This is a genomic window from Pseudomonas sp. BLCC-B112, assembly GCF_028550695.1.
Taxonomy (GTDB): domain Bacteria; phylum Pseudomonadota; class Gammaproteobacteria; order Pseudomonadales; family Pseudomonadaceae; genus Aquipseudomonas; species Aquipseudomonas danubii.
Genome location: NZ_JAQQGK010000003.1, coordinates 383,065 through 409,623, shown reverse-complemented (window position 1 = coordinate 409,623; position 26,559 = coordinate 383,065). Strand labels below are relative to the sequence as shown.

Here is a 26,559-nt window from a genome sequence, read left to right as displayed (position 1 = left end):
GTGATAAGTCACTTTCAGGAGCATCTGGTAATCAGCAGGCTTTCGGCAAACAGCCATAAAGTAACCTCAGAAGCTCAGGCGGTAACCGACATTGGCCGCCCAGGGCCGATCGATGTTCGAACCTTCACTGGTCTCGACCTCGGCATACACCTGATGGTTGCGGGTCAGTTCCCCGGTGATTCCGGCACCGGCGTACCAACCGCCACCACTGCCATCGGGACGGCTGCCGATGCCGTTGGTGCGCACCTTGTTCTGCGCCGAAAGATCCTCGATCCAACCGGCCTTGAGGTAGGGCTGCAGGCGCGTGCCACTGTCCAGTTGCAGGTTGCGCCCGACCCGAGCGCCGGTGCGGACCTGTGTCGACAAGCCATCACCGGGCTCCACTTGCAGCCCGTTGTCCAGGCGATAGTTGTCCGAACGGGCGTAGAGCATGGAAACCTGCACCTGGGGCTCGACGAACCAGCGCTCGCCCAGATCGATCTGTTTGCCAGCCTCCACCGACAGCCCTGCGCCTTTGCTGTGCGAGTGCCCGGAGACCTTGGCACCGTCGGTGCCCCACACGTCCAGGCGGGTGGACCAGCGGTTCAGGGTCAGCAAGGTATCGGTGTACCAGCCCGAATCATCCAGGTAAGTGGCGTAGCCGCCCAGATGGTAGCTGTCGAGCTTGCCACTGCCCTCGCGCTTGAAGTCGCGGGCGCTCTGGCTGTAGCCGGCCAGCGCGCCCAGCACCAAAGCACCACCGGCGGTGTCGACTCGGGTATCCATCCCCAACTGAGTGCCCTGCACCTGCTGGGAAAAATCACGGCCGACACCATTGTCCAGCGACTGCTGCTGGCCGAACCCGCGAATCCACAGTCCCTGACGATCCACTCCTTGGCGCAGGTCGCCCAGACGCTGTACCAGGGTCGCGCGCTCGGCGTCCCAGGTGGCGCGCAAGGTGGCGATGGCGCTGCTGTTGATGGCCGCGCTGGCGCCAGTGGAGAGATTGTCAGGCCCCGGCATCGGTTGCAGGCGACCGACATTGACCAGGCTCCAGTTACCCTGGGTATCGGCCTGCAAGCCGTAGCGATAGGTTCCGGCGTCCACCACGCCATCACGATTGACCAGGCTGAACGAACCCGAGCCACCCGCGCTTTGTACCAGCGTCAGGCTCTGCCCCTCGGCCCCGGGTTCAGACCCGGAGTTGCGGACCAGAATGCTGTTTTCGCCGGTCACCTGGCCACCAACGATCAGGCGGTCGCCCTGCTGCCGACCCAGGTCGGTGTTCATGATGTAGTGACCATCGCCGCTAAGATCACCACTGATCTGCAGCTGCTTGAAAGCGCCCGCCAGCGTGGGGTCGGCAAACTCCACCACACCATTGTTGCTCAGGCGCGTGAGCTGCGAATCGCCACGCAAGATCCAGGCGCTGCTGTCGTCCAAAGACAGCTGGGTGTCACGCCCGCCCCCCAGAATGGCCCCATCCAGACTGGAGTGATCAGCCAGAGACAACTGCAGGCTACCGCCATCCACTTGCACGTCACCCGCCAGGTGCGACCTCACTGCTTGCAGTTGCACCGGCCCGGCCAATACCCCGTCGGCACTGTTGGCGATGCGCAGCGCGATACCACGCTCTCCATTGCTGCGGGCGCTCAAGCTGCTGTCGGTGAAACGCGTGGTCAGGCCACCACCATTGACTTGTATGCCAGCACCATCCTGAGTCTGAATATGGCTGGAGGTCACCTCGACGTCGTTCACCACCCCGACACCGGTGGCGTAACTGAGAATGCCATGAGCACCCGTGCCAGCAGTCGTCAGGGTCGAGCCCGACAGGCGGGTGGTGGCGTTGTTGCTGATGGCCAGTCCGTGGGCCTGAGCACCAGAGGTCTGCACCTCGCTGTCGACCAGTTGCACACTGGCGCCGCGGCCCGAAGCAAACAAGCCATAACCCAGTTCACCGTGGGTCACGATGCGGCTGTCGCTCAGGCTGATTTGCGCCCCCGACATCCGTGCCAGTGCCCCGACGGCGCCACGACCACTGGTTTCGATCAGCACGCGACTGACGTTAAATTGCGCGCCCGGGCTGTTCGAGGTGTCCGCCGAGGCGTACAGCGCATGGGAGCTGTTGCCCTGGGTGATGATGGCACCACCGTCCATGGTGAATACGCCGCCACGGTTGTCGACGGCCACGGCCTGCGTGCCGTGGGTTTCCAGGATGCTGTTGTTTACGTTCACCCGGGTGTGACTGCCCGGCATCCAGATCGCCGAGCCGTAGTTGCCCAGGGTGGTGATGTGCACGGTGTCCAGATCAGCAGCGGACTGGTCGGCGTTAACGTTGATGCCGTAACCGTTCTGCGAGGTGATCTGACTATTGCTGACTCGCGCCGTCCCCCCTGGCTTCTGGTACTGAGGCGTGAGAGTGATGCCATCGCCCAGAGCATTGATGGTGCCGTTATGAAAGGTCAGGGAACCACTGCTTACACTCACGCCGCGTCCATTGCTGGCATTGATGTTGACGCCGTTGGCGCTAATGGAAGACCCCACGCCGTCGACAGACATCGCCACATAGGTGCCCTGATAGTCGATGTCAACCTGATCCAGTTCAATCACAGCGCCGTTCTGGGCCTTGAGGAGCGCCAGAAACCCACTTGAGGTGCTCGCCAGGGTCATGTTCGAAGCCTTGATTTTCGAGCCGCTACCGCTGGCAGACAATGCCGATGCCTGGTTGCCCGAGGTGCTGATGGAGCCCCCAGACAACTCTGCCTGACCACCGGCAGAAACCACCACGCCGTGACTTTGGTTACCGCTAGTGGTGATGGCTACATCGTTGAGAATCAAGCGACTGCCGCTGCCGGTGGACATGGCGGCCGTGGCGTAATCAGAGCCGCCAGTGGTGATGGTCACACCAGACAACTGAGCCTTGCCACCTGCCCCCACCTGCATCCCCACCACCGAACTGCTCGGGCTGCCCGCCGTGGCGTGGATATCGTATCCACTGCCCTGCAATTCATTCTGCGAACCGCTGACCAGTACTGCCGGGCCGCTACCTACGTAATCGACGCGCACATCATCCAGGCTCAGCGACTCGCCTTCAGCGGAAGAAACATCGATTTTTTCATAGTCGGCAGCGGTAGCTGGGGGAGCAACAAGTGTCACCAACGACAGTGCAGAACTGACCGCTACACTGATCGTTTTTTTAACAAAAACCATAAACTTCAAGCCTCTGCGCTAGAACAAAAGAGGCTCAAATACTCAAGTCAATAGGAAAATCACAAAATAAGAATCGTCTTAAACGATCAGCATTAAGAATATTCTTAGATAAGGCATAGAAAGTTCTGATTACCATGAACCCATGCCTAAACAAGCCCATTTTCCAGCCCTCACCAGCCACTTTTCCGGCGCTTATATTCCGGTGATTCTGCTGCGATTATTCATGAACAGCCTGCTTTTTTGCATTCTCGCCATTGCCGGCTTCGTGATTCATTGGTCACTTAATGAAACGCTTTCAAACTATCGCCGACAGATGAATGCCGCGGCATTTAACGCACAACAGTTCTTCAATCAACGGGAAAGTCTGTTGAAGTCCATTTCATCTTCAGCAGTACGCACTAAGGACGACCGCCTTAGTTCATCCGCCAGCAACTTTCTGACCAGTAATGGGCAATTAAGGGTATTGCCATTCGGCAACGCCATGTCCCCACGCTGGGCCCTGATCCTCACATCCCGAGACCTGATCGAGATTGACAACACCCACAGCCAGTTGCTCTACCTGACCCCGGAACAGGGCCTGGTCACAGCCCTCTACGGAGCGGCGCAGCGCAACGCCAACCGGCCCCACGAGGGCACAAGGCACGCCCCCTGGCTCAAGCAGCTTGACCAAAGCGCCGCGCAGAACCTGCTGGCCCGGCACCCTGGGGCGCGAACCTTGTGGCACTGGGCCGGTGCCGAAGGCAGCCAACAGGTGTACCTGCTGCGCCCGGTGGACGAACACAATGCCCTCGAGGGCTGGCTTGGCCTGGCGCTCAATGACATCGACCAGGCCCTCGACCCCCAGGGCCTGCACCAGGGCAAGTACCTGCTCTACGACGCTGGGGGCACGCTGGTGCTGCACAGCACCAACTGGCAAGTACCCGCGAGCCTGGCGCGCCTGCAGGCGGACGAAGACTCCTTCAGCCTGCACCGCCTGGGCGCGCTGCCTGACTACGTCGTGCTCAACAAATCGGTGGGCAACGCCGGCTGGCGCCTGGTGTACTACGCGCCAGTCAGCCAACTGCTGAAAGACAGTGGCGGCACGCTATACAGCACCCTGCTGGTGACCCTGCTGCTGTTTGCAGCGACCTTTCTCGGCGCCCGCTACATCCGCCTGCGCCTGGTGGAACCTGCAATGCGTCACTACAGCGCCCTGGCGGACAGCGTTTCCCTCAACCAGCGCTTCATCGAGGTTGCGCCAGTTGGCCTGTGCCTGATGCGCCGTGACAATGGTCGGCTAATCCTGTGTAACGAGTCCGGGCGTCGCTGGCTAGATTCGGTCCCCGGCTTGCGCGAGCGAATCCTGGAGGTGCCGCACAACCGCGTGCACACCATCGACCACGCAATGCAGGACGGCACGTTCATCCAGCTGATATGCGCCCCCACCGGCTACAACGGCGTGGCTGCGGTGTTGTGCTGTATCAGCGACGTCACCAACTTCAAGGTGGCCGAACAGTCGCTGCTGCAGGACAAGCAGCTCTCGGAGCAAGCCAGCCACGAGAAGACCCTGTTCCTCAGTACCCTGAGCCACGAGATCCGCACACCCATGTACGGCATCCTCGGCTCCCTGGAAATGCTCCGCACCACCGCCGTCAGCGCCGAACAAAGCGACTATCTGGACGCCACCCAGCAAGCCTCCTCGGCGCTGATGCGCACCATCAATGACACCCTCGACCTGTCCCTGATCGAGTCCGGGCGACTGAGCCTGAACCGCGCGCCGTTCTCGCCGATCCGTCTGGTGGAAGAAGTGGCCTTCAGTTACTCGGCGCGGGCCCGCGGCAAGGGCCTGCGCCTGTACGTGACCCTGGACCCGAGTACCAGCGAGACGGTGCTCGGCGACGGCGAGCGCATTCGCCAGATTCTCAACAATCTGCTGAGCAACGCCATCAAGTTCACCGAATCCGGCCACGTGGTGCTGCGCCTGCATACCCACATACAACCTGGCCAGACGCCGCACCTGCGTTTCCAGGTGGTGGACAGTGGCCCGGGGATAGCGCCTGAGTTCCAGACCAACCTGTTCGATCCCTATTACCGCGTTCCCGGTTGGTTGGGCCAGAAAACCCCGGGCACCGGGCTCGGCCTGGCCATCTGCCAACGGCTGGCAGGCATGATGCAGGGGCAATTGACCGCTATCAGCGAGCCGGGACTGGGTTCCAGTTTCAGTTTCAGCCTGGCCCTGGAGCCCTGCACGACGGCACCGCCACCCGATCTGCCGCGCCTGGGGCTGACCCCGGTGTATGTGCGCGGTGATGTCCAAGACATGAATCTCAACCTCTGCCAGTGGCTACGCCGCTGGGGCGCATTGGCGATCCCCTACGTCGCCGACCGCGACCCGCCGACACACAAGGCGGTGCTGGTGGAAGCGTTTCTCGGGGCATCGCGACCAGTAGCCTGGAGCGGCCCACGGGTCATCATTCGCCCCCCCGGCATGGGGCCGTCGCAGCACCAAGCCAGCAACAGCTGGATCGCCCGTACCTTCAGCCTCGACAGCCTGCGCAACGCGGTAGCCCAAGCTCAGTCAGGCATTGCCGCCGAACGTCGCTTCGCCGCCCCACTCGCCCTGGCGCCAAGTCTGGAACTCAAGCTGCTGGCGGTGGATGACAGCCCGTTGTCGCTGCAGGTGATCGTTCAACAGGGCCGCTACCTGGGCAACCACATGGAAGCCTGCGCCAGTGCCGTCAAGGCCCTGAAGCGCAGCGACCTGCTGTCCTTCGACGCCGTGCTGACCGACCTGCAGATGGCGTACATGGACGGCCTGTCGTTTGCCCGTGCCTTGCGCGAGCGCGGGTTCGACGGCCCCATCATCGGCATCACAGGTGAACTCTCGCCCGCACTGCGCAGCCGCTGTGAAGAGGCCGGAATCCATCAATTGCTCGTCAAGCCGGTTCCCCTGGACGCCTTGAGCGAAGTACTGCAATCCATCAAGAGGAAAGTCATGTGAGCGTGCCCAAAACCCTGCGCGTCCTAGTGCTGGATGATCACCCGATCCACTGCATGCAAGTGCGGCAACTGTTGCTGCAGGCCGGCTTCGGCCCGGTGGACAGCGCTCTCGAAGCGCGCCAGGCCCTGGCCATGCTGCATCAGCAGGTCTACGACCTAGTGCTGGTAGACCTGCACATGCCGGAAATGGATGGCGTGCAATTCATCCATGCCCTGACCGGCGTCAAGCAGGTGCCAATCCTGGCCATCGTGTCATCCTGCTCCCGGCGGTTGATGAACAGCGTCAGCTTGATGGCCAAGGAAAAAGGCCTGGCCGTGCTCGGGACTTTCACCAAGCCACTGAGAGCGGCTCACGTCGAGCAGATCAGCGCCATGATTGGCAACGGCCAGAGCCACGCAGCGCCGCCCCAGCCCGAGCATGCTGCGCAATTTGAGCGCCAGGTGCTGGAGCGGGCAATCGAACGTCGCGAACTCAAGGCCCGGTTCCAGCCCCGACGTTCGCTGAGCACGGGTCGGATCATCGGCGCCGAGGCTCTGGTGCGCTGGAACAGCCCGTCCTTCGGCCTGCTGATGCCAGACTCGTTCCTGGCCTCGATCAGCCGGTGCCAGCTCGATCACCGCCTGTTGCTGCTGATGCTCGACGACGCCATCCAGGCGCAGCAACACTGGCAGCGTCTGGGCTATCGCCTCAAGGTGTCGGTCAACCTGCCCACCGGGCTGCTGGATGATCCGGGCCTGCCGGACGAGCTACAGCAGCTTACCGTTGCCGCCGGGCTATCCACCAGCGACCTCTGCTTCGAGCTGCTGGAGACCGAACGGCCACTGTCCCCCGGCCAATACCACATGGGGGCCAGCCGCCTGCGCCTTAAGGGGTTCGGATTGGCTCAGGATGACTTCGGCATGGGCTACAGTTCCATGTACGCATTGATATCCACGCCCTTTACCGAAATGAAAATCGATCGCCACTTCGTCCACGGCGCCGCCGCCGATGAAACCCGTGCCGCGGCCCTGGTGGCGGCGGTGCAGCTGGGCCGGCAATTAGGCCTGGAAGTGGTGGCAGAGGGCGTAGAATCGGTTCGCGATCTGGAGTTCTTGCGCCAGATTGGTTGCGACAGCGCCCAGGGCTATCTTATTTCTGCGGCATTGGAGCAGGAGGCGTTTACACAATTGCTGGGATGCAGTGTTGTCACACCCGAGCTTTTCTCACTCACCCAGCACGTCTCACCCAACCCATGCCAGATATCCCGCTACGACGCATTGCACAAAACTTCAGACGACTGAATCTGCTCCTGTTCGTCATCCTGCCTTTGCTGCTGATCATGGGCGGCGCTCTGTTCTGGGGTGGCCAGCGGATCATTCGCCAGGAGCAGGAACGGATTGCCGTGGACTTCCAGTTGCTGACCCGCTACCTGGGTGAGCAAAAAGTTCTGCTCGAGCGCGTGAAAAGCGAGCCATTCGGCAATCATGACCCGCAGAGCCCAACCAGCATTTTTCGCCTCATGGATCAGCAGCATGCACTTGGCGCCACACTGTTCCAGGGCAGCCATTCAAGCGTAGAAACCCCCTTCACCCTGGTCTGCGAGGACATGCTCCAATGCCCCCTGGACAGCCCCCGGGCGGCGAGTTTCGGCCGCTACCTGGCGGACCTCTACTCCAGTTTCTGGGTCCGATCAAGCTACCCGGCCTCGGCCTTGCTGGTGGTGGATGCCGGTACCGGCAGCAGCTACACCGTACCGACGGTCGACACGCGCCAGCCGCAACTCTCCGCCGCCCAGGTCATGGCCAGCATCCAGGCCATACGCAATAGCGCTCACGGCAGCCACGACGATGAAGTGCGCTGGATTCGCCTGCCGGGGTTTGCCGACCATCTACTGGCCTTCACCCCGCTGCGCGCCCCACACCTCGGCACAGGCTCACCCCAAGCCGGCACCTACGCCGCGGCCTTGACCCATCGCCAGCGCATCAATGTCTTTTCGCGGCCGACGCAACCTAACTTCTATGACGCTTTCTGGCTGGAAAACCAGCACGATGGCTTGCTGCTGGGAGAACGCCCGCAACCTGTGGACAGGGAACAGGAGGTCAGCCTGCGCGGCGACGGCCTGGTGTTTCGCATCAGTGATGAGCGCGCCATCTGGACCGGCTATTACCTGTTGAGCTACCGGACCCTGTTCCTTGGCCACTCCTGGCCTCTGGCGGGGGTCCTCTTGCTGCTGGTACTGAGCCCCGTGGCCGGACGCAGCTACGCCCGCTGGTATCAACGGCGGGTCATAGTGCCGGCGCAACGGGCCCATAGCGAGCTGGTGGAAAGCGACCAGTTCAACCGGACCCTGCTGGAAACTACCCCGGTGGCCCTGTGCGTGCTAAGCCGCGAGCGCAGCCTGATTGTCTTCGCCAATACCCTGGCCCTGAAGTGGTTCAACACCCAGATTGGCCAGAGCCTGGAGGACAGCGGCCTGGAACTGGAACTGCTGGAGCGGATCAGCCAGGCCAGAGAGCCGGGTGAAATCGAAAACTATCAGAGCCACGACGGACACTCGTTCTACATCGCCTACGCTCCGACTCGTTATCGCAACCAGGAGGTGCTGGTCTGCGCCTTCGCCGATCTGAGTGTCAGGGCCCAGATGGAACAGCAACTGACCCAGGCAAAACAGGCGGCCGACAAGGCCAACAGCGCCAAGTCGGTGTTTCTGGCGACCATGAGCCATGAGATCCGCACGCCGCTGTACGGCGTGCTCGGTTCGCTGGAACTGATGGGCCTGACCGACCTGGACCGCGAACAACGCCAGTTGCTTGAGCGCATCCAGGTGTCCTCGGGCCTGTTGCTGCAGATCATCAGTGACATTCTCGATATCACCCGGATCGAATCCGGCCAACTGTCCCTGGCCGATCAGTCGTTCGACCCCAGGGCGCTGGTGCAACGCTGTACCGCGGCGTTTGTCGACGCGGCCCGAAACAAGGGACTGCTGCTGTTTGCCTCGGTCGACCCAGCCCTGCCGCCTTTGCTCGGCGACACCGGGCGAATCAGCCAGATCCTCACCAACCTGATCAGCAACGCAGTCAAGTTCACCCATTCAGGGCACGTCATCGTACGCGCCCGCTGCGAGAACAGCCGCCGGGGGCGGGTCTGCTTGTCACTGCAGGTGGTGGACACAGGAATAGGCATAGGCCAGGAGGAACAGCAGCAATTGTTCATCCCCTTCTATCAGATCGATGCCCAATCTCACACGGTGCACGGCGCCGGCCTGGGACTGGCGATTTGCGCCCGGTTGGCGGCACTGATGGGCAGCCAGATCCACCTCACCAGCGAGCTGGGCCTGGGCAGCAGCTTCACCATGAGCCTGGAACTGCCGGTAGCCGACAAGGTGCCCGTCCCCCCTCCGCCGGACCTCGGCGGTACGCAGATCCAGGTCCACAGCCCACACCACGAACTCACCGACAACCTGTGCCTGTGGCTACAACAATGGGGTGCCCAGGCCAGCCCACTGGACCCGGCGGCCGCGCCCCCCCAAGGCCAGGGCATCCAGTTACGGCTCCTGGAGGACAGCCCCGAGCCGGCGCCACCGGGCACACAATGGCTGCAGATCGACCTCGGCGGTGATCATCAGGAGCCAGGCGCGGACCTGAACGAAGCCTGTGACTTCATGGCCATCGGCCGCCTGATCGAACGCCGCCTCGGGCGTGCTCCGCAGCACAGCGAACCGCTGCCCTGCGACCTGAGCGGCCTGCCGGCCCTGGGGCTGAATGTGTTGGTGGCCGAGGACAACCCGATCAACCAGGCGACCCTGAGCCATCAATTACAGCAACTGGGTTGTCGCAACACCCTGGCCGCCGATGGCGCGGAAGCCCTCGACCTGTGGCGAGTGGGTGACTACGACGTGCTGCTGACCGACGTCAACATGCCGCGCATGAACGGCTATGAGCTGACCTGCATACTGCGGGCATCGGGGGACGACCGGCCAATCATCGGCATCACCGCCAACGCCATGTGCGATGAAGAAGCCCGTTGCCAGGCCGCCGGCATGGACACCTGGCTGGTCAAGCCGGTCGCCCTGCTGACCTTGCGGGCCAGCCTGGCGCAGCTCACCCAACTGCCCCCGCAGGAGGCTCAAATCCCGCCTGCCAACCCAAAGTCGCCCGAAGATCACGGCAGCCTGCCGCCCAACCTGCAACAGATTTTCACCAGCACCATGAAGCTGGACCTCGAACACCTGCGCCAAGCCCTGGACCAGCAAGACTACGAACGCATCTTCCACCTGCTGCACCGGATACGCGGATCGCTGGCGGTCGCCGGCCACGAGCCCCTGATCCAACAGCTACAAACCCTGGGGCAGAGCCTGCGAGAAGTCGGTTTGACGACCACCACGCGCACGAATAGCCTGACGCTGTTGCACGCCTTGCAGGACATCAGCCAGCCCGACTGACCTCTCTCCGCACCCACATTCCTGTGCATCTCCTTCGACGAAAATGGATCGTATCCACCATGAAAAAAACCCGAGTTGCCCTGGCTGACGATCATCCCCTGGTGCTGGCTGCAGTCGGCGATTTGTTGCACAAGACGGGCCAATATGAAGTGGTGGCTGCCGTTACCACCCCCAGCGCACTGATCCAGCAACTCACGGACGATCCGCGAATCGACGTGGTGATTACCGATTACTTCATGGAGGGCGACGAGACGTTCGGCGACGGCATCCGGCTGGTGACCTACCTGATCCGCCACTTTCCGCGGGTCCAGGTGTTGGTGTTGACCATGATGTCCAACCCGATGATCGTCGCGGCGCTGTACGACCTGGGCGTGCGCGCAGTACTGCTCAAACGCCATGACATGAGCGAACTATTGAGCGCCCTGAAGAACGTGAAGCGGGGGCGCATCCATCACCCGCCGAGCCTAACGGCGCAGAGTGAATTCCACAGCACCCCGGTGCGCTCCATGGCCGACGGCCTGAGTAGCCTCACGCCCAAGGAATACGAGGTGCTGCGGCACTTCGTGCGTGGCGAGTCGATGATGCAGATCGCCGCCAACCTCAAGCGCAGTGTCAAGACCGTCAGCGCGCAGAAGATCTCGGCGATCCGCAAACTCAACCTGGACAGCGACCAGGCCCTGGTCGCGTTCTGCCTGGAGTCCGGGGAGTTCCAGTAAACCGGGCTCGGCTCAACGGGCCGGTGCCGGAGGAATCGCCAGGCGGTTGGTGGCCGCATCAGGGCGCCGGATTGACCATCAACGAGGGTGCCAGGCTGTCTTGGTTCTGCAAGCCAGGAGCGCAGGCGACAAAGTCCTCCTTGCGCAGCACCACCAGGGCAATCAACGACACCACCCCGGTGGCCACGTAGAAGTACCAGGGCGAGGTGATGTCGCCGGTGAGCTTGATCAGCCAGGTGGAGATCAGCGGTGCACTGCCACCGAACACCGCCACGGGAATGTTGTAGGCCACGGCAATCCCGGTGGAGCGGATGCGGGTCGGCAGCAGTTCGCTCATCAGGGCATAGGTCGAGGAGGCGTAGAGTCCGAACAGGATCGCCACCGCCATCAGCGGCCAGAACAGCGTGGCCGGGGTGGCGTTGGGCGCCGACTTGAAGAACCAGTACATGGCCAGGGTGGCCAGGGTGCCGATCATCATCAGGAACGGCTTGCGTCCGTAGCGGTCGGTGAAGGCGCCGCCCAGGGGCATGACCAGCGCCGCCGAGAGGCTGGCGACGAACACATAGAGCAAGGTGGTGCCACTGTCGAACTTGAGGGTGTTGGACATGTAGGTCGAGGCGAAGGTCAGCACCAGGTAAAAGATCGAGCTGTGCAGGGTGATGATGAAGAACACCAGGGCAATCGAGCGCTTCCACTGCCAGACCTCCCGCAGCGGTGCCTTGGAGGTCTCTCCGGCGTGCACCAGGGCGAGGAACTCCGGGCTGTCTTCGAGCTTCAGGCGGATGTACAGCGAGATGAACCCCAGGGGGCCGGCGATCAGGAACGGAATCCGCCAGCCCCAGTCCTGCATCAACTCGGCCCCCAGGGCCCAGGTCATGCCATTGGCCACGGCGCCGCCCAGCAACAGGCCGAGCACCGCGGTGACCATCAGCCAGCAGGTGGCGAAGCCCCGGCGCCCGGGCCCGGCGTACTCGGAAATGAAGCTGGTGATGGTGCCGATCTCGCCTCCGGCGGAAAACCCCTGCACGCAGCGGATCAGCACCAGGAGGATCGGCGCGGCGATGCCGATGCTGGCGTAGGTCGGCAGCAGGCCCAGCAGGCAGGTGGAACCGGCCATCAGCATCAGTACGGTGATCAGGGTCTTGCGCCGCCCGATCTTGTCCGCCAGGGGGCCGAAGAACAGCCCGCCCAGGGGACGGATGAAAAAGCTCAGGGCAAAGGCCGCAAAGCTCGCCAAGAGGCTGCTGGTGGGGTCATCGGAGACGAAGAACGCCTTGCCGATGTACAGCGCCAGGAACCCATAGACGCCGTAGTCGTACCACTCGATCAAGTGGCCCGAGGTCGCGCCGATAAAGGCCCGGCGCCGCTGGCGCTGGGGATTGCAAGAGGTCATGTCCATGTTGGGAGACTCCTGTCGTATTGCTGTCCATGGAAAAAATCTTTCAGAGGTCGGCGATGGACCCTGTGGGGTCCTGCAACCACTGGCGCAAGCGGGTCTTGAGAATCTTGCCGTAGCTGTTCTTGGGCAGCTCGCGGCAAAACAGGTATTTCCTGGGCTTCTTGAACGAGGCCATGCGGGTCACGAACCATTGGTTGAGTGCCTGAGCATCGAGGCCGCCAGGGCAGCGCAGCACCACGAAAGCCACCACCGACTCGCCCCACTCGGCATCCGCCTGCCCCACCACGCAGACCTCGAACACCCCGGGATGCTGCATCAGCACCTCTTCCACCTCCCGTGGGTAGATATTGCTGCCGCCGGAAATGATCACGTCCTTGGAGCGGTCCGTGAGGGTCAGCAACCCGCGACTGTCGAGAAAGCCGATATCGCCGGTGAGCAACCAGCCATCCACCAGGGCCTCCTGAGTGGCTGACGGGTTGTCCCAGTAGCCGTGCATCACCGGGGCCCCGCGCACAGCGATTTCCCCGGGTTCGCCGGGGCCCAGGCGCTGTCCATCGGCATCGACTATCCGCACCTCGACACAGGACTGCGGCCGCCCCACCGAGGCCGCGATTGCGGGCCAGTCGGGGTGCTCGCGGTCGGCGATCAGCTCCCGGGACAGGGCGCTGATGGTCATCGGGCACTCGCCCTGGCCGTAGATCTGCACCAACCGCGGGCCGAAGGTATCCAGGGCCTGGCCCAGGTCCGCCAGGTACATGGGGGCCCCACCGTAGACAAGGGTCTTGATCCCCGCGCCGTCATAGCCTTGCTGCCGGGCCTGCTCCACCATGCGCTTGACCATGGTCGGGGCGGCAAACAGGCTGACCTGCCCCAGTTCCTGCGCCAACCCGAACAGCTCCTGCGCATCGAACCCCCGTGACTCCGGCACCACATGCCGGGCCCCGCAGCGCACGTGAATGAAGTTGTAGAGCCCGGCCCCGTGAGACATCGGCGCGGCATAGACCACCGCATCAGTGGCCTGCACCGGGTCCACATCCAGCGGGTAGCACAGCGACATGGCCATCAGGTTGCCGTGCGACAGCATCACCCCCTTGGAACGGCCGGTGGTGCCTGAGGTGTAGAACAGCCAGGCCAGATCATCGTCCTTGCGCGGACAGGGCTCCAGCAGCTCGTGGTCCGGGGCTACCGTCGGCGCGGGGCTGGCGTAACCGGGCAACTCGCGGCAGTTGTCCGGCAAGTCCTTAAGCTCGAAAGTCCGCCCGCTGTCGGTATAGATCGCCCGAGCCCCGGCGTTGCCGACGATCCAGGCCGCCTCCCGCGGATGCAGCTTGCTGTTGACCGGCACCGCCACCGCCCCGCTCCACCAGATGGCGTAGAGCAGTTCCAGGTAGTCGCAACTGTTCTTCATCAGCAACGCCACCCGCTCCCCCGGAGCGATGCCATGGCCGTGGCGCAACTGCAGGGCCCGAGCCCGGACCCGGGTTGCGAAGTCCTGATAGTCGGCCACCTGGCGGCAGCCCTCGAACAGCGCTGGACGCTGAGGCCAGCGTTGAGCCGCATCCAGCAGCCAATGGGCGATGTTCATGCTCAGGTCCTGACCGCTTGCAGGACCGAGGCGTAGTTGGCCACCGCCATCCCGCCCATGTTGAACAGCAAGCCGAACTCGGCACGGGGCACGCCCAGGCCAATGGGCTCGCCGATCAATTGGCGAAAGCCCAGGGCATGCATCGAGACCCCGGTGGCGCCCACCGGGTGGCCCTTGGCCTTGAGCCCACCGGACAGGTTGACCGGCAAACGACCGCCCTGGCGCACGATGCCCTCATCCAGCGCCCGATGGCCTTCGCCCTTGGGCGCCAGACCCATGGCCTCGTAGATCAACAGCTCGGCGATGGTGAAGCAGTCATGGACCTCGGCGAAGTTCATGTCCCCCAGGCTCACCCCGGCCTCGCGCAAGGCGCCGTGGATGGCCCGCTGCGGGCCGTCGAAGGCGAGGATGTCGCGACTGGCCATCGGCAGCAGGTCATTGACCTGGCTCAGGGAGCGGATCGCCACTTCGCGCCGGAACGAGCGGGCGCGCTGCGGTGACGCCAGGACAATGGCCGCCGCGCCGTCACTGATCAGCGAGCAGTCGGTGAGGCGCAGCGACGGCGCGATCAGCGGATTGCTCTGGGACACATTGTTGCAATGCTCGAAGTCCATCGGCCGATGCATCTGCGCCAGCGGGTTGGCCATGGCATTGGCGTGGTTCTTCACCGCAATCGCCGCCATCGAGGCCAGCGGGCTGTGGTAGCGCTCGGTGTACTGCTGCGCGACCCGGGCAAACAGCTGCGCAAAGCTCAGGCCGGCCTCCTGCGGATCATTCTGGTAACCGGCTCCGGCCAGGGCTTGGGTGACCTCGGCGGTGGAGTTGCCGGTCATCTTTTCCGCCCCCACCACCAGCACCAGTTCAGCGGCGCCGCTGCGGATCGCGTTGACCCCGGCCTGAATCGCCGCCGAGCCCGAGGCGCAGGCGTTCTCGCAGCGGGTGGCCGGTTTGAAGCGCAATTGCGGGTCGGCCTGCAGCATCAGCGAAGCCGGGAAACCGTCCGGCACCAGGCCTGAGTTGAAGTGTCCGAGGAACAGGGCGTCGATCTCGGCGGCGTCAATCGCAGCATCCGTCAGGGCTTCACGAGTGACCTGGACAATCAGGTCCTCGAGGGTCGAACCCTGCAGACGGCCGAAAGACGTGTGGGCAGCAGCAACAATGGATACGGAAGCATGGGTCATGGTGATTTTCTTCTGTGCTTGAAGCGGGCATTCCATACAATGGCGAGCGCCGAAATCAGACGCTAGTTGGGGCAACTACGTACAGCAGTAAGTAGTACCCCGCTCGCCAGAGCGGCGCACCGACTTCCACGAGGCAGGATGCCCCATGACCGTATATGCCCAGCAGCTCCAGGACCTCGAGCGCCTGGCCTTTCAGGTTTCACCCGCACCGCAGTTGATCACCGGGCATCGGCGCATGCTCGATTGCAACCAGGCCTTCCTGCGCCTGTTCGGCTATGAGCGCGAACAGCTGCTGGATCACCTGACCCTGTTGCTGTATCCCTCCCAGGCCGATTACCAGAGCATTGGCGAACGCAGCGAACACTGGCTGCGCAACGGCCAGGGCGCGTCCTATACCGACGAACGCTTCATGCAGCACCGCAATGGCGAGGTGTTCTGGGCCCGGGCCCACGGCTTTTCCCTGACCCCGGACGATCCGTTCGGGCTGATGATCTGGCACTTCGAGCGCCTGGACCGGCCGTTGGCGCCGACCGTGCGCCTGACCCCTCGCGAGCGGGAAATTTCCCTGCACATCGTCAACGGCCTGACCTGCAAGGAAGTGGCGCGCAAACTGGCGATTTCCCACCGCACCGTGGAAGTCCATCGCGCCCGGCTGATGAAGAAGCTGCAGGCCAAGAACAGCGCCGAGCTGGTGTCGAAGATCATCTACATCCGTTGAAGCGCCACCCAGCGGCGCCTGCCGCTAAGCCAGCAGCTCGCTGGCGCTCAGGCGCAGCAGACGTGAAGCCCCCAGCGTGGTGCCCTGCAGGGATTCGCCCGCAAACAGCAGCTGATTGGCAGCGGCCATTTCGGCGCTTCTGTTGGCGACGAGCTCGTAGGTCTTGCGCGGCAGCACCTCGCTCCAGCCGTTTTCAAAGGTGTCGTAGGCAAGGGTCAGCGCGGCGGTGAAGTAGTGCTGGCCGGCCACCGGAATCCGTACGTCCTCACCGGCCTCATCGAGGGCGATGAAGTGGTTGGGCAGGTGTTTCACCCCCAGGCGCTTGAGCACGATCCAGGCCAGGGCCGATGGCACGAAGGCGTTGAGTTTTTCCGCGGCGATGGCCGAGTAGCCACGCGCCTGCAGCAGTTGGACGATGTCGTCCTCGCTGGCCTCGGGGTGGTCGGCCATCAACCCCAGGGTATCGAGTACGCCCTGATGGGCATTGGCGTGATCCAGGCAGCAGCTGCAGTCCGGCGAGTGCGAATCGTCATGCATGATCGGTCGATGATCCCTATCGGTCTTGGTGAGGGGGCGCAGGATAAACCCTGCGCCCGCCTCTCCACCAGCAAGCGCCGGTTACTTGATGACGATGGGGTTCACCGGTGCCCCGCTGCCGCCGACGATCTTCAACGGCGCGGCGGTGTAGAGGAAGGTCCACTGGCCGTCGGCGGCGCAATCCTCGGCCAGGTCTTCGAGCAGCACGATCTCGGTGAAGGCGATGCCCAGGTTGCGCATCAACGCGCAGTGCAGCGGAATCTGCACCCCGGACACCGGGTCGGTGATCACTTCGTTGGCGATGGTGTCGGTCACCAGATTGGGGATTTCCATCTGGTTGAACCAGTCCACCAGTTCGCGGCTGTAGGTCAGCCCCGGCTCCACCAGGTCCTTGAAGAACTCGGTCTTGCCGTACTCGTAGAAGGCGCCCATGGAACCGGTGCGGATGATCAGGATGTCGCGCTTCTCGATGGCCACGCCCTGGGCCTTGGCGGCGGCCAGCAGGTCCAGGTGATTGAAGGTTTCGCCGCGGCCCAGGTACTTCTTGCCGCGGTGCCGGGCCATGTCGATCAGCACCGCGCGGCCCACCACGCCGCGCTCGGCAATCGGCAGCACGCTGGCCTTGGCCATGCCGCCGACGGTGCTGCTGGCGTCGTAGCCGTTCCACAACTGGTTGTCGTACCAGGCGTGGCCCAGGGCGTCGTACTGGGTCGAGCCCTGCAGTTGCATGAAGATCACGTCGTCGCAGTACTCGGCACCACCAGTCATGGACGGTTGCTTGCCGGCCTGATAGTGGCTGCGGTCCAGGGTGTTGAAGCGCATCGAGGGGTTGCGCGCCGGCCACATCGGGTCGCCGCCGGGGTGGCCGATCTGCACCTGCAGGGTGAAGGTCTTGCCCTGGCGCACCGCAGCAACACCGCGCAGCACCTCGGCCTGTTGCAGGTAGTTGAGGGCGCCGACCTCGTCGTCCGGGCCCCACTTGCCCCAGTTCTTTGGCAGGCCTTCAAGCAGCTGCTTGGTATTGGGGTGGCTGGTGTTGTTATCGATCCCACACATGTCGAATGCACTCCATTGATTGGGTTGAAACGGGCGAAAATGCCCGCCGGGCCTTGCTTGGGTGATCAACCGTCAAGCCCCGGCGCCCTCTGGAACTTTGCGGCCCTGCGGGCCGTTCGCAGCCTGCGGCAGCGGCTACACCAGCCCGGATTGACACTGGCTGTAGCCGCTGTCGAGCCACGGCGAGGCTGCGAAAAGGCCCGCAGGGCCTTGCCTGGCGATCAACCGTCAACCCCAGGCGCCCGCTGGAACTTTGCGGCCCTGCGGGCCGTTCGCAGCCTGCGGCAGCGGCTACACCAGCCCGGATTGACACTGGCTGTAGCCGCTGTCGAGCCACGGCGAGGCTGCGAAAAGGCCCGCAGGGCCTTGCCCGGCGATCAACCGTCAACCCCAGGCGCCCGCTGGAACTTTGCGGCCCTGCGGGCCGTTCGCAGCCTGCGGCAGCGGCTACACAAAGCACGGATTACCCGCGGGCCTGGAGGGTTTTACAGATCATCACACGCAACGTCCACCATCCACTTCCAGGCAGGTGCCAGTGATGAACGCGGCTTCGTCGGAGGCCAGGTACAGGCAGGCGTTGGCCACGTCCTGGGGGGTGGAGAAGCGCCCCAGGGGAATGCTCGCCATGAATTTCTGGCGGTTCTCCGGGGTGTCCGGCACGCCCATGAACTCACTGAGCAGGGCCGTGGCGCCGACCACCGGGTTGACGCAGTTGACACGGATGTTGTCCGGCCCGAGCTCGGCGGCCATGGTCTTGCTCATCACTACCACCGCGCCCTTGCTGCCGTTGTACCAGACCAGCCCCGGGCGCGGCCGGATCGCCGCGGTGGAGGCAATGTTGATGAACACCCCGCCGCCCTGACTGCGAAAATGCGGCACGAAGTGCTTGGCGCTCAGATAGATGCTTTTCACGTTGACCGCAAACACCCGGTCGAACTCGGCCTCGTCCACTTCCAGCATCGGCCGGTTGCGATGGGTGGTGCCGGCGTTGTTGACCACGATGTCCAGGCCGCCGTACTGCTCCAGGGTATTGCGCAGCAAGGCGCCAACGCTGGCGTCCTGGGCCACGTTGACCTCGATGAAGTGGGCCTGGCCGCCGACGGCGCGGATCTCGTCCACCACCCGCTGGCCGCCCGTGGCGTTCATGTCGGCGACGATGACCCGGGCGCCCTGCTGGGCGAAGGTCTTGGCGATGCCCTCACCAAAGCCGGAACCGGCGCCGGTGACGATGGCAGTCTTGTTGGCTAGACGCATGGGAGTGACTCCTGTTTTTGTTGTTATGGGCCGCCGTCGTGGCGGCCATCAGTCGTGACGAATGGCGATGGTCTTCAAGGTGGTGAAACCCAGCAGCGCCTCGAAGCCCTTCTCCCGGCCATACCCGCTGGCCTTGACCCCGCCGAAGGGCAGTTCGACACCGCCACCGGCGCCGTAGTTGTTGATGAACACCTGGCCGCAGCGCAGCTTGTGGGCCATGCGCAACTGCCGCGCGCCGTCGCGGGTCCAGACCCCGGCCACCAGGCCGAAGGCGCTGTCGTTGGCCAGGCGAATGGCTTCGGCTTCGTCCTCGAAGGGCAGCACCGCCAGCACCGGGCCGAACACTTCCTCCCGGGCCAGACGGCTGTCTGGCGGCACATCGCGAAACAGCACCGCCTCCTGGAAATAGCCGCCGTTGCCGGCCTCGGGCACCACCTGCCCGCGCGCCGCCACCGGGATACCGGCGGCCTCGGCTTCGCGGACGAATTCGCGCACCTGGCGCAGCTGCTTCTGGTTGATCAGCGGGCCCATGTCCAGGTCCAGCTCCGAGGGCCCGGCACGCAGTTGACCAAAGCACTGGGCCAGGCGTTCCAGCAGCGGTTCATAGAGGCTGCGCTGCACCAGCAGGCGGCTGCCGGCGGAACAGGTCTGGCCGCAGTTCTGCACGATGGCATTGATCAGCACCGGCAGCGCCCGCTCCACATCGGCGTCGGCAAACACGATCTGCGGCGACTTGCCCCCAAGCTCCAGGGTCACCGGGCAATGCCGTTCGGCGGCGGCCTTGGCCACCCGGGCGCCGGTGCCGGTGGAACCGGTAAAGGAGATATGCGCAATGCCAGGATGAGCGCACAACGCCGCGCCGGCTTCGTGGCCATAGCCGCTGACCACGTTGATCGTGCCCGCCGGAAAACCCACCTGAGCCGCCAGTTCCGCCAGCCGCAGCAGCGACAGGCTGGCGTCCTCGGCGGGCTTGACCACACAGGCGTTGCCCGCTGCCAGGGCCGCGCCGACGCTGCGGCCGAAGATCTGCATCGGGTAGTTCCAGGGAATGATGTGTCCGGTCACGCCGTGAGGCTCGCGCACCGTGAGCACGGTGTAGCCGGCCTGATAGGGCAAGGTTTCGCCGTGCAGCTTGTCGGCGGCCCCGGCGTAGTACTCGAAGTAGCGCGCCAGGGCGGTGGCGTCGGCGCGGGCCACCTTCAGGGCCTTGCCGGTGTCCCGGGCCTCGATCTGCGCCAGCTCTTCATGGTGCTCCAGCACCGCCTGGCCCAGGCGGGCCAGCAGGCGCCCACGCTCCAGGGCGCAAAGGCTGCCCCAGGGCCCGTCGAAGTTGTCCCCCAGGGCCCGTTGCGCGGCCTGCACCGCCAGGTCGATGTCCTCGGCGGTGCCCCGGGCGATACGCGCATAGGCGATGCCGGTGCTGGGGTCGAGTACCGGAATGTCCTCGGCCCAGGACGAGGCTTGCCATTGGTTGTCGATGTAGTGTTCCAGACTCATCAGCTCAGCTCCTGTTTCCAGCCAGACATTCGGCTATGGCCCGCCCGACTTCCACGGTACTGGCATTGCCGCCCATTTCCCGGGTGCGCGGGCCTTCGGCGAGCACCGTCTCGATGCTGGCGACAATCGCTGCCGCGGCCCGCTGGTAGAGCTCATCCCCCTGCCCCAGGTGCTCGATCATCAGCGCCGCCGACCAGATCTGACCAATCGGGTTGGCCACCCCCAGCCCGGCGATATCCGGCGCCGAGCCATGCACCGGCTCGAACAGCGAAGGGTACAGACGCTCGGGGTTGAGGTTGGCCGAGGGCGCGATGCCGATGGTGCCGGTGCAGGCTGGGCCCAGGTCGGAGAGGATGTCGCCGAACAGATTGGAAGCCACCACCACATCGAACCAGTCCGGATGCTGGACGAAGTGCGCGCAGAGAATGTCGATGTGGAACTTGCGCGTCTCGACCTGGGGATAGGCCTTGGCCAGCGCCTCCACCCGCTCGTCCCAGAACGGCATGGTGATGGCGATGCCATTGGACTTGGTGGCCGCCACCAGATTGCGCCGGGGCCGGCGGCTGGCCAGCTCGAAGGCGTACTTCACCACCCGGTCCACGCCGTGACGGGAGAACACCGACTCCTGCAAGGCAATCTCCCGCGGGGTGCCCTCCCACATCCGCCCGCCGACGCTGGAGTATTCGCCTTCGGTGTTTTCCCGCACCACGATGAAATCGATGTCCCCCGGCACCCGCCCGGCCAGGGGGCACGGCACCCCGGGCATCAGGCGCACCGGACGGATATTCACGTATTGATCGAACTGGCGGCGGATCTTCAGCAGCGAATCCCAGACCGCAATATGGTCGGGGACGATGTCCGGGGCGCCGACAGCGCCGAAGAAGATCGCCTCGTGGTCGCCGATCTGCTCGGCCCAGTCCTCGGGCATCATGCTGCCGTGGGCCTGGTAGTGCTCGCTGCACCAGTTGAAATGATCGAACTGAAGATCGATGCCGAAGCGCCGGCTGACGGCTTCCAGCACGCGCAGGCCTTCGGGAACCACTTCGCGGCCGATGCCGTCACCGGCGATCACCGCGATGCGATGGGGAGGTTTTACAGCGGGATTGATCCTGGACAAGCCGTATCTCCTGGTCTGACGTGTTGTTGTTATCGAGGCAGGTCAAGCGCACGGGCGAGCCCATTCTGGGCACGGGGAAGCGCCCAGGGGAATTGCTCATTGTGGAAACCGCCTTCGCAAAATTCGAAGGCTCGCGGCGCCAAGCAGCCAGGGGCCCGCGACTAGGGCGGCGGCGCCGCGCTGCGATCGCAGTCAGCCAGTTAGTCGAACAGCTCGCGGCTGGCCAGGGAAGGTTGCTCCTGGCGTCGGCACAGGAACATCTGACGATCGGCCCAGGGGTCGTCGATTTCGATAAAACGCAAGGCCATCTCCTTGCGAAAGATCTGCACCGCGCCCTGGGGCAACACCCCCACGCCCTGCCCGGCGGCGATCAGCCGGCACACCGCCTCGAAGCTGCGCACCTGCACCCGCAGGCGCAGGGGCATGCTCACCGCAGCCGCAGCCTCGGTGATCAACGGGGTGATGGCGGCGTTGTCTTCCAGACCGACGAAGTCGTAGCCCAGCAAGTCCTGGAAGCGCGCATGGCTCATCTTGAACGGATGAGCCTGGGGCACGATCAGGCACAGACGGTCACGGCAATAGGGCTTGAAGTACAGGTCCCGGGCCTGGGGCAAGGTGGTGACAATGCCCACATCGGCGATGCCGTCGCGCACCGCCAGAAGAATCTCGCGGCTGCGCTCTTCGCGGATGTCCACGCGAATCCCCGGGTGCAGGTCGCTCCACTGGGTCAATTGCCGGGGCAGTTCCTGGCTCATCGCCGAGCTGTTGGCGTACAGGCTGACCCGGCCGGTGGTGCCCTTGGCAAAGTCGGCCAGGTCAGCGTGCATCACATCCACCGCCCGCAGGAGGCTGCGGGCATGTTCGGCCAGGGCCTGCCCCGCCGCCGTCGGCTGCACCCCGGTGGAGGTGCGGGTCAGCAGCGCCACCTTGAAGTGTTGCTCCAGCAGCGACAGACGCCGGCTGGCGGCCGACAGCGACAGGTGCGACTGCTCGGCGGCCCGGGACAGGTTGCCCAGGGTCAGGGCCTTGAGAAACAGCTCGATGGAAGTCAGGTCCGGAGACATGGCGGAGTCCTTGTGCGCAGTGCGTGAAAACTACGCAGTTGGCGCCGCCCTGTCCAACGCTGCTGCGACGCTTCAAGCCCCTCGCAGAGCGCCCCGCCAGCAGGCCCGTATATTGTCCGACAATAATCGTAAAAGCCCCGTATACACAGGCCGAAACATGCACTAATGGCAAACTGGCATTTCGCCAAAACTGGACAATACTGGTCGCGACGGACCTCCCTGTCCGCCTCCCAGCGAAAAGGACTTCAGCATGAAACCTCAAGAACTCGAACTCGATGTCGCGGTGGTCGGTGGGGGTGTGTCCGGCACCTACAGCGCCTGGCGCCTGCAGCATGAACAAGGTGAAAAACTGCGTATCGGCCTGTTCGAATACGGCGACCGGATCGGCGGCCGGCTGTTCAGCATCAACCTGCCGGGGCTGCCCAACGTGGTCGCGGAAGTCGGCGGCATGCGCTATATCCCCGGCCCCACCGGCCATGTGCTGGTAGACAGCCTGGTCAAGCAGTTGCGCCTGCCAAGCCAGAAATTCCCCATGGGCGCGCCGCCCCCGGTGGGCTCGCTGAACAACCTGTTCTACCTGCGGGGCAAGCGCTTTCGTTATCGCGACTTCAAGGAGGCGCCGCACAAGATCCCCTACGACCTGGCCTGGTCCGAACGTGGCTTCGGCCCCGAGGACCTGCAAGTCAAGGTGATGAACTACGTCTACCCGGGCTTCGACCAGCTCAGCCTGTGCCAGCAGATGCAGGTCAAGGTGTTCGGCAAAGAAATCTGGCGCTACGGCTTCTGGGACCTGCTGTACCGGGTCATGAGCAATGAGGGCTACCAGTTCATGAAGGACGCCGGCGGCTACGACGCCAACGTCGCCAACGCCAGCGCGGTCACCCAGCTGCCCGCCACCGAATACAGCGACGACACCGAGTTCCTCACCCTGACCAAGGGTTTCCAGAGCCTGCCCCTGACCCTGGAGGCCAAGTTCCGCAAGCTGCCGGGAATCTTGCCCGGCGCCCAACGGGTGCAGATGAACCAGCGCCTGGTGCAGATCAGCTACGCCAAGGACCGCGACTTCCCCTATCGCCTGCATTTCCAGAGCACCATCACCGAACAGGGCAGCACCCGGGACATCGACGGCAGCCAGGTGGTCAAGGCGAAGCAGATCATCCTGGCCATGCCCCGTCGTGCCCTGGAGCTGATCGATGCGCCGCTGTTCGACGATCCCTGGCTCAAGGAGAACCTCGGCTCGGTGCTGATGCAGTCGGCGTTCAAGCTGTTTCTGGCCTACGAACAGCCCTGGTGGCGCAGCCTCGGGCTGGTGGCCGGGCGCTCGGTCACCGACCTGCCGGTGCGCCAGGTCTACTACATGGGCACCGAGTGCGAACAGCCCGGCGGCCAGCCGAATCTCAACTCGCTGTTGATGGCCTCCTACAACGACATCGGCACCGTGCCCTTCTGGAAAGGCCTCGAAGGCGGTGCACCCTTTGTCGGCCATGTGCCGGCCAGCCTCGCCGGGCAGTTGCAAGCTGCAGCAGTGGTGCCCAAAAGCGAGTTTCAGGTCAGCGACGAAATGGTCCGGGTGGCGCAGATGCAAGTCACTCAACTGCATGACCAGGTGGAGCTGCCACGTCCCTATTCGGCGGTCTACCACGCCTGGGATGCCGATCCCTATGGCGGCGGCTGGCACGAATGGAAGGCCAACTACCGGATCGACCAGATCCTGTGCCGCATGCGCAAGCCGGTGGCCGACCAGCAGATCCATATCGTCGGCGAGGCCTACTCCATGGGCCAGGGCTGGGTGGAAGGCGCGCTGACCGTGGCCGAGTCGACCCTGCAGGATTTCTTTGGCCTCAAGCGCCCCAACTGGCTGCCCAAGGACTATGCCCTGCTGCCGGTGCCGACCCCGGACGGCTGCACCCTGCCCGGCGACCAGCCGCTGCCCTGCCAGAACTGCGCCAAGACCCTGGACGGCGTCACCCAGTTCGCCTACGAGGGGATCGCCCATGGCCAGCAATGACCCCTTCAGCGTCGCCGACTACCTGCTGACCCGCCTGCAGCAACTGGGCCTGACCAAGGTGTTCCAGGTGCCGGGGGACTACGTCTCGCACTTCATGTCGGCCCTGGACGACTTCGACGGCATCGACGCGGTGGGCGAAGTCAACGAGATGGCCGCCGCCTACGCGGCCGACGGCTATGCCCGTTACACCGGGATCGGCGCGGTATCGCTGCAATACAGCGTCGGCACCTTCAGTGCCCTGAATGCCATTGCCGGCGCCTATGTCGAACGCAATCCGCTGGTGCTGATCAGCGCCAGCCCGTCGGCGCAGAACCGCGACCTGATCTGGTCCCAGGATGTGCTGTTCCACCACTCCACCGGTGATCTGGATGTGGGCCGCAAGGTCTTTGAGCCGGTGACCGTGGCCAGCCTGATTCTTGACGACAGCCTGCGCGCCCCGGCGCTGATCGACGAGGCGCTGGTCAAGGCCATCAGCGAGCGCCGGCCGATCTACCTGGAAGCCTGGCAGAACGTCTGGGGCGAACCTTGCCCGCGCCCTCAGGGCGAACTGCAACCGCTGCCCGCCCGCTGCGACGAGGCCTCGATGCGCGCCGCCATCGAGGCCAGCCTGCTGCGCCTGGGCAGCGCCCGCTCGCCGCTGATCATGCTCGGCATCGAGGTGGCCCGCTACGGCCTGCAGGAGCAGGTAATGCGCCTGATCGAGGCCAGCGGCCTGCCCTTCACCACCAGCCTGGAAGCCAAGACCGTGGTCGACGAAAGTCACCCGCAGTTCATCGGCACCTATGCCGGCACCGCTTCGCGCCTGTGGACCCAGGCCTTCATGCAGGACGTGGACTGCATCCTCGCCCTGGGGGTGATCTTCACCGACGACTACCTGCAACTGCTGAACCAGGACTTCAGCCGGATCATCCTGGTCAACAGCCAACTGGCCCGCACCGGCCTGCAGTACTACCCCCACGTACCGCTGCCGGAGTACGTGCAACGGCTGCTGGGGGCCCTGGGCCTGGACAGCGATTACCCCCTGCGCAACCACGTTCCGGAACCCGCGCGCCCGCCGCTGCTGCAACAGGGCGCACCCGACGATGCACTGGGTTATGACCTGTTCCTGGAGATCCTCGACGGTTTTGCCCGGCAACAGAACCTGTGGCCGGGCAGCAGCCTGATCCTCGGTGAAAGCTCGGCCCTGTATGCCGCCAGCAACATCAACGGCCTGCCTCGGGACAGCTTTGTCGCCGATGCCATCTGGGGTTCCCTGGGCCATGAAACCGGCTGCGCCCTGGGGGTGGCCATGGGCAGCGGTCGGCGGCCGATCGTGGTGGCCGGCGACGGCGGCTTCATGATGATCTGCCAGTCGCTGTCAACCCTGGCACGCAACCGGATCAACGCCCTGGTGTTCGTCATGAGCAACGAGGTCTACGCCATCGAACAGGCGTTCGTCGATATCGATGCCTTCGAGCCCGGCGGCCAGTTCGCCCCGTTCGACACCCTGCCGACCTGGGACTACCTGGCCCTGGCCAAGGGGTTTGGCGCCGAGGGTTTCAAGGTCTCGACCCGGGCCGGGCTGGAACAGTTGCTGCCGCAACTGCTGCAGATCAAGGACCGCCCGGCGCTGATCCAGGTGGTGATTCCCCGGCAGGACCTGGCACCGCAGATCAAGCGCCTGGCCAAGCCGGACGGCCCGTCGTTCGTCGCCCGTCACAGCCACGACAACGACTGAACCCCGGCGGTTGTCAGTGCCCCTCCCACTGTAGGAGCCGGCTTGCCGGCGAACAGGTCGGTAAGACCGCCTGCGCCGGCAAGCCGGCTCCTACCGAGCATGTCCTCTTAGGAGCAACACA

The 26,559-nt window shown here is 64.2% G+C and carries 17 protein-coding genes; 7 read left to right on the top strand and 10 right to left on the bottom strand.

Features of this window, described 5'->3' with window-relative positions:
• Positions 1-66 precede the first annotated feature (66 nt).
• The gene (locus PQT43_RS10715; RefSeq protein WP_272753851.1) at positions 67-3,135 is read right to left on the bottom strand and encodes an autotransporter outer membrane beta-barrel domain-containing protein; all 3,069 of its coding nucleotides are present in this window, start codon (positions 3,133-3,135) and stop codon (positions 67-69) included.
• A gap of 535 nt (positions 3,136-3,670) precedes the next feature.
• Between PQT43_RS10715 and PQT43_RS10710 the strand changes: the two genes are divergently transcribed.
• The 4 genes from PQT43_RS10710 to PQT43_RS10695 are packed head-to-tail and all read left to right on the top strand — an operon-like array spanning position 3,671 to position 11,305.
• The gene (locus PQT43_RS10710; protein WP_272753850.1) at positions 3,671-6,169 is read left to right on the top strand and encodes an ATP-binding protein; all 2,499 of its coding nucleotides are present in this window, start codon (positions 3,671-3,673) and stop codon (positions 6,167-6,169) included.
• Positions 6,166-7,449, top strand: a complete 1,284-nt coding sequence (locus PQT43_RS10705; protein ID WP_253085409.1) for an EAL domain-containing response regulator — start codon at positions 6,166-6,168, stop codon at positions 7,447-7,449. The genes PQT43_RS10710 and PQT43_RS10705 overlap by 4 nt, the downstream gene beginning before the upstream one ends.
• On the top strand, positions 7,401-10,589 hold the full coding sequence (locus PQT43_RS10700) for a hybrid sensor histidine kinase/response regulator (RefSeq protein ID WP_272753849.1): 3,189 nt from the start codon (positions 7,401-7,403) through the stop codon (positions 10,587-10,589). Before PQT43_RS10705 ends, PQT43_RS10700 begins: the two co-directional genes overlap by 49 nt.
• A gap of 59 nt (positions 10,590-10,648) precedes the next feature.
• Positions 10,649-11,305 (top strand): response regulator, encoded by a 657-nt coding sequence (locus PQT43_RS10695; protein WP_253085407.1) that lies wholly within the window; start codon positions 10,649-10,651, stop codon positions 11,303-11,305.
• A gap of 58 nt (positions 11,306-11,363) precedes the next feature.
• Here PQT43_RS10695 and PQT43_RS10690 read toward each other — a convergent pair whose 3' ends face one another.
• From PQT43_RS10690 to PQT43_RS10680, 3 genes are read right to left on the bottom strand one after another with little or no spacing between them, the layout of a single operon-like run.
• Positions 11,364-12,704 carry an MFS transporter gene (locus tag PQT43_RS10690; protein WP_272753847.1) on the bottom strand — a complete coding sequence of 447 codons (1,341 nt, stop codon included), beginning with the start codon at positions 12,702-12,704 and terminating at the stop codon, positions 11,364-11,366.
• A gap of 43 nt (positions 12,705-12,747) precedes the next feature.
• Complete coding sequence (locus tag PQT43_RS10685) at positions 12,748-14,289, bottom strand: class I adenylate-forming enzyme family protein (protein WP_253085406.1); 1,542 nt, start codon at positions 14,287-14,289, stop codon at positions 12,748-12,750.
• Positions 14,290-14,291: 2 nt separating this feature from the next.
• Entirely contained in the window at positions 14,292-15,470 is a 1,179-nt protein-coding gene (locus PQT43_RS10680) for an acetyl-CoA acetyltransferase (protein ID WP_272753846.1), read from the bottom strand.
• Between the two features lie 145 nt (positions 15,471-15,615).
• On the opposite strand from PQT43_RS10680, the gene PQT43_RS10675 reads away from it, so the two are divergent.
• Positions 15,616-16,188: a LuxR C-terminal-related transcriptional regulator gene (locus PQT43_RS10675; protein WP_102881534.1), complete on the top strand. Its 573-nt coding sequence runs from the start codon at positions 15,616-15,618 to the stop codon at positions 16,186-16,188.
• 24 nt (positions 16,189-16,212) lie between these two features.
• Here PQT43_RS10675 and PQT43_RS10670 read toward each other — a convergent pair whose 3' ends face one another.
• The 6 genes from PQT43_RS10670 to PQT43_RS10645 form a co-directional block, all read right to left on the bottom strand.
• Positions 16,213-16,725, bottom strand: coding sequence for a hypothetical protein (locus tag PQT43_RS10670; RefSeq protein WP_272753845.1), 513 nt, complete (start codon positions 16,723-16,725; stop codon positions 16,213-16,215).
• 81 nt (positions 16,726-16,806) lie between these two features.
• Entirely contained in the window at positions 16,807-17,781 is a 975-nt protein-coding gene (locus PQT43_RS10665) for a cyclase family protein (protein ID WP_110653276.1), read from the bottom strand.
• Positions 17,782-18,276: 495 nt separating this feature from the next.
• Positions 18,277-19,035: an SDR family oxidoreductase gene (locus tag PQT43_RS10660; RefSeq protein WP_272753844.1), complete on the bottom strand. Its 759-nt coding sequence runs from the start codon at positions 19,033-19,035 to the stop codon at positions 18,277-18,279.
• Positions 19,036-19,083: 48 nt separating this feature from the next.
• Positions 19,084-20,532, bottom strand: a complete 1,449-nt coding sequence (locus PQT43_RS10655) for an aldehyde dehydrogenase family protein (RefSeq protein WP_272753843.1) — start codon at positions 20,530-20,532, stop codon at positions 19,084-19,086.
• A 4-nt stretch (positions 20,533-20,536) separates the two neighbouring features.
• The gene (locus PQT43_RS10650; protein ID WP_272753842.1) at positions 20,537-21,649 is read right to left on the bottom strand and encodes a tartrate dehydrogenase; all 1,113 of its coding nucleotides are present in this window, start codon (positions 21,647-21,649) and stop codon (positions 20,537-20,539) included.
• 200 nt (positions 21,650-21,849) lie between these two features.
• A complete protein-coding gene (locus PQT43_RS10645; RefSeq protein WP_272753841.1) occupies positions 21,850-22,713 on the bottom strand; it encodes a LysR family transcriptional regulator in 864 nt (287 codons plus the stop codon).
• A gap of 250 nt (positions 22,714-22,963) precedes the next feature.
• Between PQT43_RS10645 and PQT43_RS10640 the strand changes: the two genes are divergently transcribed.
• Together PQT43_RS10640 and PQT43_RS10635 are read left to right on the top strand one after the other, a co-directional pair.
• Positions 22,964-24,721, top strand: coding sequence for a flavin monoamine oxidase family protein (locus PQT43_RS10640; protein ID WP_170003501.1), 1,758 nt, complete (start codon positions 22,964-22,966; stop codon positions 24,719-24,721).
• Positions 24,708-26,438 carry a thiamine pyrophosphate-binding protein gene (locus PQT43_RS10635; RefSeq protein ID WP_253085401.1) on the top strand — a complete coding sequence of 577 codons (1,731 nt, stop codon included), beginning with the start codon at positions 24,708-24,710 and terminating at the stop codon, positions 26,436-26,438. The genes PQT43_RS10640 and PQT43_RS10635 overlap by 14 nt, the downstream gene beginning before the upstream one ends.
• Positions 26,439-26,559: the final 121 nt, after the last annotated feature.